Below are 14903 nucleotides of genomic sequence, written 5' to 3'. Positions count from 1 at the left end.
CTATGAAACCTTTAGTTTGAGTAATGTATTATTTGAACGTCTGGTCCTGTCCATAAAGTCACCTGCCAATTGACCGCAAGCAGCATCAATGTCATCACCTCTTGTTCTTCTTACTGTAGTGACGATTCGGCTTTTTTCACATATATTTTGGAATTGCTCAACTGTGTCATAATCCGGTCTTTGGTAATCATTCCCGGGAAATGGGTTGAATGGTATCAAATTAATTTTACAAGGAATTTTAGACAACAGTTTTACAAGGCTTCTGGCATGCTCGGGTTGATCATTAACTCCTTTGATGAGCGTGTATTCAATTGTGATTTTTGCTTTTCGCTTATCCTTAATAAAATCCGAGCAAGCAGATAATAATTCTTTGATATTATACTTTTTATTAAGAGGTACCAATTGATTTCTCAATTCATCATTGGGAGCATGAAGAGAAATTGCCAATGAAACATCAATATCTTTATTGAGTTGCTGGATATACGGAACCATTCCAGATGTACTGACAGTCACTCTGCGATTAGCAAACCCGAAACCAAAATCATCAACGAATATCTTCAAAGCAGGAAGGACATTGGAATAATTGGCTAATGGCTCACCCATTCCCATCAAAACGATATTTGTGATTTTCCTATTTTTCGTTGATTGGCCTAAACGACTGGCAGCGACCCAGACTTGACCGACGATTTCATCTGTCGATAGATGACGGTTAAACCCCTGAGCTCCGGTTGCACAGAAAGAACAATTTAGAGAACAACCAATTTGAGATGAAATGCAGAGTGTTCCACGATTTTTTTCCGGAATATAAACCGTCTCAATAGCGTTGCCTTCGTACATTTGCATGAGCCATTTTATCGTACCATCATCAGATATTTTTTCACTGATGACTTGAGGCACGGCAAGAGATGCAAACTCCTGCATTTTAGCTCTTAAGGATTTACTGAAAGTGGTTAAACTATCAAATTCAGTTTGATAATGATGATAAAGAGCTTTCATAAATTGAGCCGCACGATATTTTTGCTCACCAATTCTGGCAAACAAACGCTCCAGTGCAGCTCGATCCAAGCCGAGAAGATTTATTTTATCACCGACCAACTTGATTCACTTTGTTATCGTTATCTTGGGCACAATTCTGTGCTGGAGAAAAAGTAAGCAATTTCAACAGCTGCAGTTTCAGCGGCATCAGACCCATGCACTGCATTTGCATCAATACTTTGCGCGAAATCCGCACGGATAGTACCAGGTGCTGCTTCAGCAGGGTTAGTCGCTCCCATCAACTCACGGTTTTTTGCAATTGCTTCCTCGCCTTCCAAAACCTGAACCATGACAGGACCTGAAGTCATAAAAGCAACCAATTCACCAAAAAATGGTCTGTCTTTGTGAACTGCATAAAAGCCTTCGGCTTCTTTTTGGCTCAAGTGCTTCATTTTAGAAGCAACAACTTTTAATCCCGCATCTTCAAATCTTTGATAGATTTTTCCAATTACGTTTTTTGCTACTGCATCCGGCTTGATAATTGACAAAGTACGTTGTATTGCCATTTTGTATAATTCTCCAATTTATGGTTTGGAAAGTTTTGAAAAAATAGTTTTACTTTCCAAAAGTTATAAAAAATTATTAACCTAAAATTTTAACTGTTGTTGCTTTTATTTCAAACAAAATGACAACCAAAACAATAAAATATTAAGGATAAAACCCAAAAGCGCGTAATTATACACATTTTCATTGTGATTTTGACAGTCAAACCCGCAAAAAATATAGATTAGCTGGATTATTGGATGTAATTGTTTTATGCGGAGAAATTATTAGATTTTTTGTTTTAACAAATAAACAAATTGACAAGTTTTATCTATCAATTACAAACTCAAACAAACGTTTGAATTGTAAAAATGACAACTATTTACTAAAATACTTCCAACAATAAAAATACTAATAAAATGACTGTTTTATCAACAAAAGAGAGAATTCTCGACACAACAGAAAAAATAATCTCTGAGAAAGGTTTTTCAGGAATTTCACTAAGAAGCCTCAGCAATATTGCTCAAACAAATCTTGCCGCAGTTAATTATCATTTTGGTAATAAGGAAAAGTTAATAGAAGAAATGCTTGAAAGAAGATTGAATAATCTTTTTGAATTGCGTATTAAGCTACTTGATGAGTTGGAATCCGGCTCAGATTCCCCTTGCAATTTAAGACAAATTCTCGAAGCATTTATTGCCCCTGCGCTTACAATGAGTAACGACAATCATCAAGGTGGCAAAAGATTCATGCAAGTTCTTGCCAGAGCTTATGCTGAAAAAAGCGAGTTTCTTCATGAGTTGTTAAGTAAAAAATATGCTAATGTCATTAAACGCTTTGCGACCGCACTTCAAAGAGCTTGTCCGGAACTGGACAAAAAAGTGATTTTCTGGAGATTTCATTTCATTATGGGTGCGCTTGTCTATGTTATGGCAGATTTTGGAGCCTCCAGCCGTAGTGGCGGAATGAGTGATTCCGAATATTTCAACACATGTTGTAACGAACTTATTGATTTTGCTCAATGTTCTTTACAAAATAGTCTTGAAAAATAAATGTTTTGGTTATTATTCAGTATAGCTTTATTAACAATTTTCGCAGGTTTTTATCGTCTCAGACTTTATCTTTATTCCATAATTTTAATCACGATTGAGATACTATTTTTTCAATTCGGCAAAATCGAAACACTTGAATTCAGTATATTTTTTATTCTGACCATTTTAACTCTCAGCTTCCTGAATTTTAGAAATATTCGAAGACGTTTTATCACCAAGCCATTTTGTGACTATTTACTACAATCCGATAATAACTGGAAATCATTCAGCCGAATTGATGATGGCTGGTTTGCCAGTGAGTTCGAGAAAAAAATATTCCGTGGTGAAGTTGATTTCGAGTTTGCATCCGTTGATTTTTCTGAAAATAAAACAAATAGCACGGCATTATCAAATAAAATTCAACATTATTTTTCAAATAAAAAAACATCCAGTCAAGTTTCAGATGTTAACAATCTTGTTGCAGTCGGTGCCGGCTCTTTACAAATTCCGGCAAGCTACAACGGACAAAATCTGTCCATAAAAGACATTTCTTCATTGTTGAAAAATATAAGCAAATATGACTCCGTTCTTGCTGCAATCATAGGACTACTAAACCTGGACTCTCTGAGTAGTTTGATAAATAATTTTGCCAATTCAAAACAGAAACAAAAATATCTTCCACAGTTTTCAAAAGGAAAGTTAACACCCTATTTAAAACCAACATCATTGTATGAAAGCATCGACAGTCAGAAATCTTCCATCGAAGGGCGTGTCGAGAAAAAGTTCATTGATGGGGAACAAGTCTTAGGTGTGAGAGTGTCTTTTCAGGATTTGATTTTACTTGGAACTTCCAAATCCAATTGTTTTTTCATCAATGTAAATATTAAAGATTTCAATAATATTTACAGTGAAAAAACACATTTAGGAACTGCAATTTGCATCATTAGTGATGAGATTAAAGGACTTGAGTACCAGAAAGGATTGAAGTCGTATGATGATTATCTCAGTTATTACGCATGTACCGGCAATGACGTATTTATTCCATTTGAACATATTGTCAACGAAACCTCCGGAATTGGCAAAGGTCTCGAATATTTATATAAAAATCAATGCTATGCATGTAATATTTGGCCATTAGGAGTGTCAATACCAATTAATAAAACTCTCACTTTAACTTCGTGGTATTTTGCTCATATTCAAAAACAAAACGGCAGACAATTATTAAGTTATAAAATTGTCTTATCAAAACTGAAGGAACAATTCAGTCAGTGTTTAAAACTTCAAATTCTTGATAATATTTCATTGCAACATGGGTTATCCTCTCAGCCTTTTCGTTTCACAGCGATATTAAATAAAAGTTTAAATATCAACCAAACAATGAAGCAACTGACACTATTGCGTGAGATACTGGGTTCAAATTCTCACAACATCAAAACAGAAAGCCGGGTCAGAACATTCTATAAAGTCGCACATCTGGCAACAGAACTTGACGGAATGAGTCATGAAATCAATCAATTGCCATTAATTAAAAAAGCGGCTCTGGCATGTCATCCTTATTACGATAAAGAAGTTGAATTACTAACCGACAAAAAGAATTTTGACTTGATACAATTTGATAAGCTCGCGTTTCAGCATATCGGTTATATTTTACAGAATCTGATTAAATTATGGTTATACTCTTTCAGAACTTCATTTTTTGTTCGCTTACTTTTTCCTAAAAACAAGTATAAAAACATGATCAAAAGGATGAGTGCCAGTTTTGCATTTTTATCAGACATCATTCTGATTAACTGGACATTCAAGAAAAGAATTAATACCAGTTTCGCCGGGCAATTAGGACGCAGTATTCAGGAGCTTGCAACTTTAGTAACAATTTATTCATGCTATGAGCAACCAGTTTTTAATAGTTCAGCAGCCAAAGATTTAATTAAGTTTAGTTTAAAGAATGGACTTTATAACACTCAAAAATCACTGAACGATTCTATCAATCTGGCGTTTAATCGTTTTCCCGCATTGCTAATTAAAGCGATGTTGTTTCCTCTCGGCAAACCGTTTCATTACAGTAGTGGTAACCAACCTATGGATAATGAAATCGAAAGCATTTGCAAACTGGAAAATAGTAATAACGAGTATGAGCATTCACAATTTTTGCAGAAAATTTTTGATGCCAAACAAAAACTAAAAATTGCCGAATCTGCCGAAATTGCTGTTACCAATGTCACCGGAACGCCGGTAACAACAGATAATTACGAGACACTTATCAACCGATGCTTGGCTGCCGGTATCGTCAGTATCGAACAATCAGAACAACTCAGAGATGCCTATCAAAGCATCCTTGATATACAGTTAACTAACCATTTCGGAAATAACTACGAGAAAAAGAAACATGAAGAATAAACACAACATCAGAAAAGCTGCAGTTCTTGGAGCTGGTGTGATGGGTGCACAAATAGCAGCCCACTTTGCCAATGCCGGAATTCCTGTCACTTTGTTTGATTTGCCATCTGAGGGTAGCAACAAAAACAAAATTATTGATACAGCTATCAAAATGCTTGGCAAACTCAAACCCGCTCCTTTAGAAGTCAAATCCGCCGCAAAGTTGATTGAAGCTGCCAATTATGATGAAGATTTAAAAAAACTTTCTCAAGCTGACTTGATTATTGAAGCGGTTGCGGAACGCATGGACATCAAGAAAAGTCTTTATGACAAAATTGAAGATTATGTCAATGAGAATGCTATTTTTGCCACAAACACATCCGGATTGAGTATTAATAGTTTGGCAGAAGTTTTTCCAGAAAGCCTCAAACAAAGATTTTGTGGCGTGCATTTTTTCAACCCGCCCCGATACATGCATCTGGTCGAAATTATTCCTGCAAAGACAACCGAGCCATCAGTCATTGATGATTTAACTGAATTTTTGATAACAACTTTAGGCAAAGGTGTGGTTAACGCAAAAGATACACCGAATTTTATTGCCAATCGAATCGGTGTTTTCTCAATTATCTGCACCATTTATCACGGAATGAAGTTCAATATTCCTCTGGAAACCGTTGATGCTCTAACCGGAACATTGATTGGCAGAGCCAAAAGTGCCACATTCAGAACCGCTGATGTGGTTGGTTTAGACACACTCAACCATACAGTAAACACTATGAAAAATGGTTTGCCGGATGATCCGTGGAATCAACACTATCAATTGCCAGAATGGCTACAGGAATTGATTAAAAATGGTGCTTTAGGGCAAAAAAGCGGCGCCGGTGTTTATCAAAAGCAAGGCAAAGAAATTAAAATTATAGACATTGAGCAAGGTCAATATCGAACACAAAATGCTGAAATAGAGCCTGATGTTTTGGCTGTTCTGAAAAATAAAAACGCCGGTGAGAGATTTGCACAACTGAGAGCCATGAAAGATTCAGCTCAAGCGCAATTTTTGTGGAGCATGTACAGAGATTTGTTCCACTATTCAGCTTATCATCTGGCAGAAATTGCGGATTCAACCAGAGATGTGGACTTTGCTATTCGCTGGGGATTTGGTTGGCAACAAGGACCTTTTGAAATTTGGCAGGATGCCGGTTGGAAACAAGTCTGTAAATGGATTGAAGAAGATATTTCCAATGGTGAAAGCATGATAAGTGAGAATCTGCCGAATTGGGTTGCTAAAATTGACAATCCACACACACAAGATGGTTCATATTCACCCGAAAATGATAATTTCCAGCCACGAGCTCAATTGGATGTGTTCAAACGTCAAATATTCCCTGTACCAACAATCGGAGAAACTGCCGATTATGGAGTGACTGTCTTTGAAGACGATGATATACGCTTATGGCACCAAAATGATGAAATCCTGATTGCCAGCTTTAAAACCAAGAAAAATATCATTACTGACGGAGTTCTTTCAGGAATTCAAAAAGCAGTTGAAGTTGCTGAAAAGGGCTTCAAAGGACTGGTACTTTGGCAATATTCTGAGCCATTCACTCTAGGAGCGAACCTTGCTCCTGCTGCAATGGCAATTTCCGAAGGAAAAGTGGAATTGGTCGAACAATTAGTGAATAAATTCCAGCAAACATCCCAAAAACTCAGGTTTTCTCAGGTTCCTACCATTGTTGCCACAAGAGGCTTAACACTTGGAGGTGGTTGCGAATTCTCCATGAATGCCACATCAGTTGTAGCTGCTTTTGATTCATGGATTGGTTTGGTGGAGGCAGGAGTTGGTTTGCTTCCTGCAGGTGGTGGTTTGAAAGAAATTGCTCGCCGTACATCCGAAGATTTTGAAACCGGTGACCTCTACCCTCAACTCGAACATTTTTTCAAATTGGTCGCTATGGCACAGGTTTCAGGTTCAGCATCCGAAGCCAAACAATGGAAACTGCTGAAACCATGTACCGATGTTGTGTTCAATAGCCACGAAGTTCTTTATGTTGCCAAACAAAAAATTCAATGGTTGAATGCCAAAGGTTACAGAGCTCCTGCTGAAGACACTCAAATCCGGGTTGCGGGACAAGCCGGTATTGCAAATATGAAAATGATTCTGGCAAATATGATGGCGGGACACATGATGAGTCCTCACGATTACGAAATAGCTGTACGAATTGCAACCGTGATTTGTGGTGGAGATGTTGACCGTGACTCATTGGTTACCGAACAATATTTATTAGATTTAGAGCGAAAATTGTTTATGGAGCTGATTCAAATGCCAAAAACACTTGCTCGAATCGAACACACTTTGACAACCGGCAAACCTTTAAGAAACTAATCTATTGGAGAATATCATGAAACAAACACAAGAAGTTTATATTGTAGAAGCTGTCAGAACTCCGATTGGTAAAGCTCCAAGAGGAATGTTTAATAAAACCCGTCCGGATGATTTATTGGCTCATTGTTTATCAACGATGCTGGCGCGTCATCCAGACTTTGATAAAAATGAAATCGGTGACATTGTTATTGGTTGTGCTATGCCTGAAGCCGAACAAGGTATGAATGTCGCTCGGATTGCCAGTTTATTAGCCGGTATTCCTGATACCGTTCCTGCAATGACGATCAATCGTTTTTGTTCATCCGGTGTGCAAGCAATTGCTATTGCTGCCCAACAAATAGCAACCGGACAAATGGATTGTGCCATTGCGGGTGGAACAGAAAGCATGAGTATGGTTCCAATGATGGGACATAAAATAGCCATGAATCCAAAAGTTTTTATAGATGATAATATTGGAATCGCCTACGGCATGGGAATTACCGCTGAAAATGTAGCGACTCAATGGAAAGTCAGTCGTGAAGCACAGGATGAATTCGCTTATAACTCACACATGAAAGCAATGAAAGCCATTCAGGATGGTCTTTTCAAAGATGAAATCATCCCTTATGAAATTGAATCAAGGGCCGCCAATCTGGTTAATGCAACAACCCAAGTTTCAACGCATCAGGTTGATACAGATGAAGGCCCAAGACCGGATACCAGCATCGAAGTGTTATCAAAATTAAGACCGGTTTTTCGCATGGGTGGGTCAGTTACTGCCGGAAACAGTTCACAAATGAGTGATGGTGCCGGTGCTTTGTTATTGGTGAATGAAGAAGTTTTGAAAAAATATAACATGACTCCGATTGCTAAATACAAAGCCTTTTCAGTAGCCGGTGTTCCAGCTGAAATCATGGGAATCGGACCTATCAAAGCCATTCCCAAAGCATTGAAACAAGTCGGACTCAAAAAAGAGGATATGGATTGGATAGAACTTAACGAAGCCTTTGCTGCTCAATCATTAGCAGTTATCAACGACTTAGGCTTGAATCCTGAGAGAGTCAATCCCAATGGTGGTGCTATTGCTCTCGGGCATCCACTTGGAGCGACCGGTGCGATTCGTGCTGCAACTGCAATTCATGGATTACGCCGAACAGGTGGCAAATACGGAATGGTAACTATGTGTATTGGAACCGGTATGGGAGCAGCCGGAATTATTGAAGCCTTGTAATTGCATGTCAAGCACTCGTGGAGATGCGTACTCTCATGCATCTCTACGAGTTATAAATTCTCCCAAACGTAATTATTCTCTGGTAATATTTCTGTATTTACTCCCAGTTGACTCCAACGACTCATTCGGTGAAAGTCGGAGCCAACGGAAATCTGTAACCGGAATTCAATTGCCAGTTTATTCAAGTATTGCGTTTTTTCTCTATTTTGATAACCGCTCATAATTTCCAGACCCTGCCCTCCCAAATCTACAAAATCAGAAATCAGACGCTTGAGTTTTGAGTTGGTAAATTTGTAATGCAAAGGATGAGCCAAAACCGGCACTCCGCCGGATTCAAGGATTACAGCGATAATATCTTTAAGTTCTAGCCAAAGATTTTTAATATCTCCCGGTTTTCCACTCCCCAGATATTTCTTAAACGCTTGAGGATGATTTTCAACAATTCCTTGTTCCACCAGCAAATTAGCAAAATCAGGTCTGCCAATCTGTCTGTTGTTGTTTTCGCTCAATTTCTCGTAGGAATTTTTAAGTCCGACTTTTTCAAGTTTTGCAGAAATTTTCTTTGCTCTTTGTATCCTTGATTCCTTTTGGGAATTGATTGCTGATAGTAATTTTGAATTCTTAATATCAATATTCAAACCAACAATATGTACCGAACATTTCTGCCATTGAGTTGAAAATTCAATCCCGGGAACCAATTGAATGTCATCTGATAATTCTGCAATTTGGCTATAAGCATCAACATTATCATGATCAGTGATGGATAAAATTTCGATGTTATTTTGCTTTGCCAGCTTGATAATTTCTTCAGGAGTCAATTCACCGTCGGAACATGTTGTGTGGCAATGCAAATCAACCAGCATAAGCGTTCATAGCTTCACTAACGGTATAAAATGAACCAAAAACCAAAACTCTGTCATCGTTATCAACGACATTAACAGCTTGAGTGAATGCATCTGAAATTGTATTGAATGAACAAATCAATTGAGCCGATTCTGATAATGTCTTTAGTAATTCTTGTTTCGGCATCGCACGTTCAGAAATGGTTTGCGAAATAAACCACATATCAATCGTGTCTTTAAATAAATGTACCCAATTTTTTGGATTTTTATCTGCTAAAACTGAAAATACAGCAATAGTTTTACCTTTTACCGGATGGTGTGACAACCACTTTAGCAATGATTTGGCAGCTTGCTCATTATGCGAGACATCAACGATAATTTCAGGATTAGGTTGAAGTTTTTGCAACCTTCCATTAATTTGAACATGTTTTAATCCTTCATCAATGTGCTCTTGCCTGATTGTTAATTGATTTGATAATTCATGCAATGCGGTGATAGCTGTTCTGGCGTTTTTAATTTGATAATCGCCTTGCAAATTAATTTCACCTACAGTTATTTCTTCACCAACAAAAACCAAGTTTGCACCAATTGATTTTGCGTGTTTAATAATAGAATTTGGACAATTTTGATCCCCATAGATCGCAGGCTTTCCGGGACGCATGATTCCTGCATTTTCAAAGCCGATAGACTCAATATTATCTCCCAACCATGAAACATGGTCGATATCAATTGTAGTGATAATCGCACAATCGGTATCCACTACATTCACCGAATCCAATCGCCCGCCCAAACCAACTTCCAGAATTGCTACATCAACAGATTGACTTTTGAATATAATCAATGCAGCCAAAGTTGCATACTCAAAATAGCTGAGTGTGACTCCATTAAGGTTCTTATCAATTTGTTCAAAGGCATCAATAATTTCAACATCAGAACAATTGGCATCATTGACTTTAATACGCTCGTTGTATTTTAGAATATGAGGCGAGGTAAAGCATCCGGTTTTATATCCGGCTTTTTGACAAATAGAAGACAAAATCGCAACAGTTGAACCTTTGCCGTTGGTACCCGCAACAGTAATAATTGTTGGGGCAATCTTGCCCAGATTCAGACTATGATAAACACTTCTGACTCTGTCCAGTCCCAGGTCAATCTTTTTGTTATGTGAATTTTCGAGTTTTTCCAGCCAGTCAGCAAGTGTTTTTGTCTCAGGCTGCTTCGCCATTTTTGGAGTCACTCGTTAATATCGCATCCGGTTGAATTGGTTTCGAAGTTGTTTGGTTTTTTAACAAAGTCAACAGTCTATGTATCGTTGTTCTCATATCGCGGCGATCCACAATCATATCAACAGCACCATGTTCTTGTAAAAATTCCGCACGCTGAAAACCCTCAGGTAACTTTTCACGAACCGTTTGCTCAATCACACGCGGACCTGCAAAACAAATCAACGCATCCGGTTCAGCGATATTAATATCACCTAGCATTGCTAAACTCGCAGAAACACCACCCGTAGTTGGATTGGTTAAAACTGAAATATACGGAATTCCGGCATTTTCCAGTTTCTTCAGTGCAGCCGAGGTTTTAGCCATCTGCATAAGAGAAAACAATGATTCCTGCATTCTGGCACCACCAGATGCGGAAAAATTGATTAAGGGAATCTTCCTTTTTAAAGCTTCATGAGCTGCTCTGGCAAATTTTTCACCTACCACTGAACCCATAGAACCACCCATATAGTTGAAGCTAAAGGCAGAGGCTACAATATCCATCCCCAGCAATTTCCCGGTCATTGCAACTAAAGCATCTTTTTCACCGGTTTGTTTCTGGGCTTGTATTGTTCTGTCTTTGTATTTTTTAGAGTCTTTAAATTTTAAAGGATCGAGTGATTCCAATTCTGGTGAGATTTCGACAGCACTATTTTCATCCAAAAAATGTATCAGTCTGGCTCTTCCTGTTAGACGACCATGAAAACCACATTTTGGACAAACTCTTAATGATTTTTCCAACTCCGGTTGGTAGAGTACTTCATCACATTTTTCGCATTTTGTCCATATTCCTTCGGGGATATTCTTTTTCTTATTTCCACCTTCTGTACGAATACTTGATAATTTTAGTTTTTGAAACCAGCTCATATCTTTAACCTTTTACACTTTTGTTGATTGATTTTCTAATCGGTTTTAAAAATGATTTTATTGAATCTTCAATTTGCTTTTGATTTTCGCATTGACCCAGTTTTTCAACCAAGGCAGACCCAATAACGACAGCATCAGCATATTTTGCCACAGCTTGTGCAGAGTTGGCATCTTTTACACCAAATCCAACTGCCAGAGGAAGTTTTGAATAGTTACGGACTGAGGAAATCTGATCTTCAAGATTACCAAAATCACTTTGATTCGCACCGGTAACCCCTTTTAATGCCACACAATAGACAAATCCGGATGCCATCGAGAGTATATATTTTTGTCTTTTCTTTCCGGTTGTCGGGGCGATTAAAAATATCTGATGAATATTATTTTTTGCCAGCAATTTGACAAGCTCTTCTGACTCTTCCGGCGGTGAATCAACAATCAAGAGGCCATCAACACCGACCTCAGCTGCTTTGTTTACAAATTGATGATAACCAAATTTCTCGATTGGATTTAAATATCCCATTAAAACCACAGGGGTTTTATCGTCTTGCTCCCTGAACTCACTAACTATATCAAGCACTAGACTCAAATTCATGCCGTTTTTTAATGCAATTTCAGAAGATTGTTGAATAACCACGCCATCTGCCATTGGGTCGGAAAATGGCATTCCAAGTTCGATAATATTGGCACCTTCATTGACCAATGCGTGCATTGCCGGAACCGTCATTAACGGATGCGGATGTCCTGCGGTAATAAATGGAATGAGTGCTTTTTTATCTTTTTTTGCCAGTTTTTTAAATGTTTTATCCAATCTGTTCATAGCTTGATTCCCTCCAATGCAGCTATTGTATGAACGTCCTTATCTCCTCGACCGGATAAATTCACAATGATATGTTTATCTTTTTCCATTTTTTGGGCTAACTTCATACCATAAGCAACCGCATGCGAGCTTTCCAAAGCTGGTAAAATACCTTCAATTTCAGTCAGATAGTGAAATGCATTGAGAGCTTCTTTATCATCTATCAAAACATACTGAGCTCTTTTTGTAGCATTTAGGAAAGCATGTTCCGGCCCGACTCCGGGATAGTCCAAACCGGCAGAAATGGAGTGCGTTTCAATGATTTGACCATCTTCATCTGACATTACATAAGTACGGTTTCCGTGTAAAACACCGATGTCACCAGCGTTTATTGATGCTGCATGTTCGCCGGTTTCCAAACCTTTGCCTGCCGCTTCCACGCCGTATAATTTGACGCTTTCATCGTTTAAAAACTCATGGAATAAGCCCATTGCATTAGAACCACCACCAACACAAGCGACTAATGCATCCGGTAATCCTCCGACTTTTTCCTCAAACTGTTTCTTGGCTTCTTTTCCAATAATAGAATTAAAGTCTCTCACCATCTCTGGATAAGGTGCAGGACCTGCAACTGTTCCAATAATATAAAAAGTATCATCCACATTGCTAACCCAATCGCGCATCGCTTCATTAAGGGCATCTTTCAAAGTCTGTGATCCCGATTTGACACTTTTGACCTCAGCTCCAAGCAATTTCATTCGATAAACATTAATTGCCTGGCGTTGAATATCAACTTCACCCATATAGACAACACATTTCAAACCCAATCTCGCGGCAACTGTCGCTGTAGCCACACCATGTTGTCCGGCTCCGGTTTCAGCAATGATACGTTTCTTACCCATTGCTTTTGCTAGAAGAATCTGACCGATGGTATTATTTATTTTATGAGCACCGGTATGGTTTAAATCTTCCCTTTTGAGCCAAATTTGCGCTCCGCCGACCGTTTTAGTCAATCTTTTTGCAAAATATAATGGAGATGGGCGTCCAACATAATCAGCTAAATCAGCATAAAATTTATTTTGAAAAGCCTTGCTTACTTTGAATTTTAAATAAGATTCTTTGAGTTCATTTAAGCAATGCATTAGCGTTTCTGAGGCAAAAACGCCTCCAAAAACTCCAAAATGTCCCTTTTTATCAGGGTATTCGTAATAATCAGTCATTTAAGTTTTTTATAAATTCATTCATTAATTTCTGTGATTTAACTCCGGGTGATTCTTCAATTCCGGAGCTAACATCAAAATAGTTTAATCCGCTAAGGTTGCTAGCCTGTTTGATATTTTCAGGATTCAATCCACCAGCTAAAATCCATTTATGAGAATCTAATTCAGGAATATCATCCCAACTAAATTTTTCACCACTTCCACCGGATTGATTCTTGCCAAAATTATCTAACAGAAATGCATCTGCTTTTGCATACTTATCAGCGTAATTTAACGGATTAACATCATCAGCCATTGGGATTGCTTTCCAGAAAGGCTGCTTAAATTGTTCGCAAAATTCAGGCGTTTCATATCCGTGAAATTGTAACACATTGATACCACAGGTTTTCAGAACTTGTTTAATTTCTTCCACACTATTATCCGCAAATAATGCAACTTTCATGACCATTGGTGACATTTTCGATATGATTTCCTGACATTTAGCAGGTTCAATATATCGTTTTGACTTTTTGACAAATACAAAACCAATGGCGTCACAACCGGACTGTTCGGCATTCAAAGCATCCTTTAAATTTGTGATTCCACAGAATTTTACAAATTTTCTATCGATCATAATGTTTAGGAAGATGGTTCTCAATCGAACTTTCTGGCAATTGATACTTTTCAGGGTATTTCACAACATTGAATGAAAGCCCATTCGGAGGAGCCGTAATCCCTGCTTGGGTTCGATCTTTGCTTTCAAGAACTTGCTTAATATGTTCGACAGGCAGCTCGCCTCTGCCAATAGGTAATAATGTCCCGATAATATTTCTTATCATGTGATGAAGAAAACCATTGGCGGCGACATCCATAATTACTTGATTGCCATCACGATAAACCTTGATTTCATTAATTGTTTTTACTGAAACTTTAGATTGACAGACAGAGGAACGAAAGGCATTAAAATCATGAGTGCCTTGTAAACATTGTGCTGCCTGATTCATTTTCTCAGCATCCAGTGGCAATTTTTCCCATGTTACCGAATGTCTGTTTAATGCGGGTCTAATCCAACGATTTAAAATCACGTAGCGATAACTTCTTTGAATCGCAGAAAATCGTGCATGAAAATCATCTTCGACTTCTTTAAGCCATAGAATTGAAATACCATCCGGCAAGTTGGCATTGACTCCCATAATCCATTGATATTCGGATCTTTCTGAATCGGTATCAAAATGAATCACCTGCGCTGTTGCACTGACACCCGTATCCGTTCGACCGGCACAATGGATACGAATATTATGATTGGCTACTTGTGATATGGCTTTTTCTAAGCAATCCTGAACTGTTGGTTGTTGCACCTGACTTTGAAAGCCAAGGAAACCGTGTCCATCATATTCAATACCACAAGCGTAACGCATAATT

13 protein-coding genes are annotated in these 14903 nt (G+C 38.1%); 4 read left to right on the top strand and 9 right to left on the bottom strand.

From position 1 onward, the window contains the following. Together rlmN and ndk are read right to left on the bottom strand one after the other, a co-directional pair. Nucleotides 1–1095, bottom strand: a complete 1095-nt coding sequence (gene rlmN, locus R3F25_05140; protein MEZ5496199.1) for a 23S rRNA (adenine(2503)-C(2))-methyltransferase RlmN — start codon at nucleotides 1093–1095, stop codon at nucleotides 1–3. 20 nt (nucleotides 1096–1115) lie between these two features. Continuing rightward, complete coding sequence (gene ndk, locus R3F25_05135) at nucleotides 1116–1541, bottom strand: nucleoside-diphosphate kinase (protein ID MEZ5496198.1); 426 nt, start codon at nucleotides 1539–1541, stop codon at nucleotides 1116–1118. Nucleotides 1542–1937: 396 nt separating this feature from the next. Between ndk and R3F25_05130 the strand changes: the two genes are divergently transcribed. The 4 genes from R3F25_05130 to R3F25_05115 are packed head-to-tail and all read left to right on the top strand — an operon-like array spanning nucleotide 1938 to nucleotide 8515. Continuing rightward, entirely contained in the window at nucleotides 1938–2570 is a 633-nt protein-coding gene (locus R3F25_05130) for a TetR family transcriptional regulator (GenBank protein MEZ5496197.1), read from the top strand. After that, a complete protein-coding gene (locus tag R3F25_05125; GenBank protein MEZ5496196.1) occupies nucleotides 2571–4946 on the top strand; it encodes an acyl-CoA dehydrogenase domain-containing protein in 2376 nt (791 codons plus the stop codon). Beyond that, a complete protein-coding gene (locus R3F25_05120) occupies nucleotides 4936–7305 on the top strand; it encodes a 3-hydroxyacyl-CoA dehydrogenase/enoyl-CoA hydratase family protein (protein ID MEZ5496195.1) in 2370 nt (789 codons plus the stop codon). Before R3F25_05125 ends, R3F25_05120 begins: the two co-directional genes overlap by 11 nt. 13 nt (nucleotides 7306–7318) lie before the next feature. Continuing rightward, nucleotides 7319–8515, top strand: a complete 1197-nt coding sequence (locus R3F25_05115; protein ID MEZ5496194.1) for an acetyl-CoA C-acyltransferase — start codon at nucleotides 7319–7321, stop codon at nucleotides 8513–8515. A 50-nt stretch (nucleotides 8516–8565) separates the two neighbouring features. On the opposite strand, the gene R3F25_05110 is transcribed toward R3F25_05115, so the two are convergent. The 7 genes from R3F25_05110 to truA are packed head-to-tail and all read right to left on the bottom strand — an operon-like array spanning nucleotide 8566 to nucleotide 14899. After that, nucleotides 8566–9378: a PHP domain-containing protein gene (locus R3F25_05110; GenBank protein MEZ5496193.1), complete on the bottom strand. Its 813-nt coding sequence runs from the start codon at nucleotides 9376–9378 to the stop codon at nucleotides 8566–8568. Beyond that, nucleotides 9368–10582 carry a folylpolyglutamate synthase/dihydrofolate synthase family protein gene (locus R3F25_05105; protein ID MEZ5496192.1) on the bottom strand — a complete coding sequence of 405 codons (1215 nt, stop codon included), beginning with the start codon at nucleotides 10580–10582 and terminating at the stop codon, nucleotides 9368–9370. Before R3F25_05105 ends, R3F25_05110 begins: the two co-directional genes overlap by 11 nt. Next, nucleotides 10566–11486 (bottom strand): acetyl-CoA carboxylase, carboxyltransferase subunit beta, encoded by a 921-nt coding sequence (gene accD, locus R3F25_05100; GenBank protein MEZ5496191.1) that lies wholly within the window; start codon nucleotides 11484–11486, stop codon nucleotides 10566–10568. The genes R3F25_05105 and accD overlap by 17 nt, the downstream gene beginning before the upstream one ends. 4 nt (nucleotides 11487–11490) lie before the next feature. Beyond that, nucleotides 11491–12303 (bottom strand): tryptophan synthase subunit alpha, encoded by an 813-nt coding sequence (trpA, locus tag R3F25_05095; protein MEZ5496190.1) that lies wholly within the window; start codon nucleotides 12301–12303, stop codon nucleotides 11491–11493. Beyond that, complete coding sequence (gene trpB / locus R3F25_05090; protein ID MEZ5496189.1) at nucleotides 12300–13502, bottom strand: tryptophan synthase subunit beta; 1203 nt, start codon at nucleotides 13500–13502, stop codon at nucleotides 12300–12302. The genes trpA and trpB overlap by 4 nt, the downstream gene beginning before the upstream one ends. Continuing rightward, a complete protein-coding gene (locus R3F25_05085) occupies nucleotides 13495–14115 on the bottom strand; it encodes a phosphoribosylanthranilate isomerase (GenBank protein MEZ5496188.1) in 621 nt (206 codons plus the stop codon). The genes trpB and R3F25_05085 overlap by 8 nt, the downstream gene beginning before the upstream one ends. Then, a complete protein-coding gene (truA, locus tag R3F25_05080) occupies nucleotides 14105–14899 on the bottom strand; it encodes a tRNA pseudouridine(38-40) synthase TruA (protein ID MEZ5496187.1) in 795 nt (264 codons plus the stop codon). The genes R3F25_05085 and truA overlap by 11 nt, the downstream gene beginning before the upstream one ends. Nucleotides 14900–14903: the final 4 nt, after the last annotated feature.

Source organism: Gammaproteobacteria bacterium (genome assembly GCA_041395445.1).
Lineage (GTDB): Bacteria > Pseudomonadota > Gammaproteobacteria > Xanthomonadales > Marinicellaceae > NORP309.
This window is presented reverse-complemented; position numbering and strand designations above follow the sequence as displayed.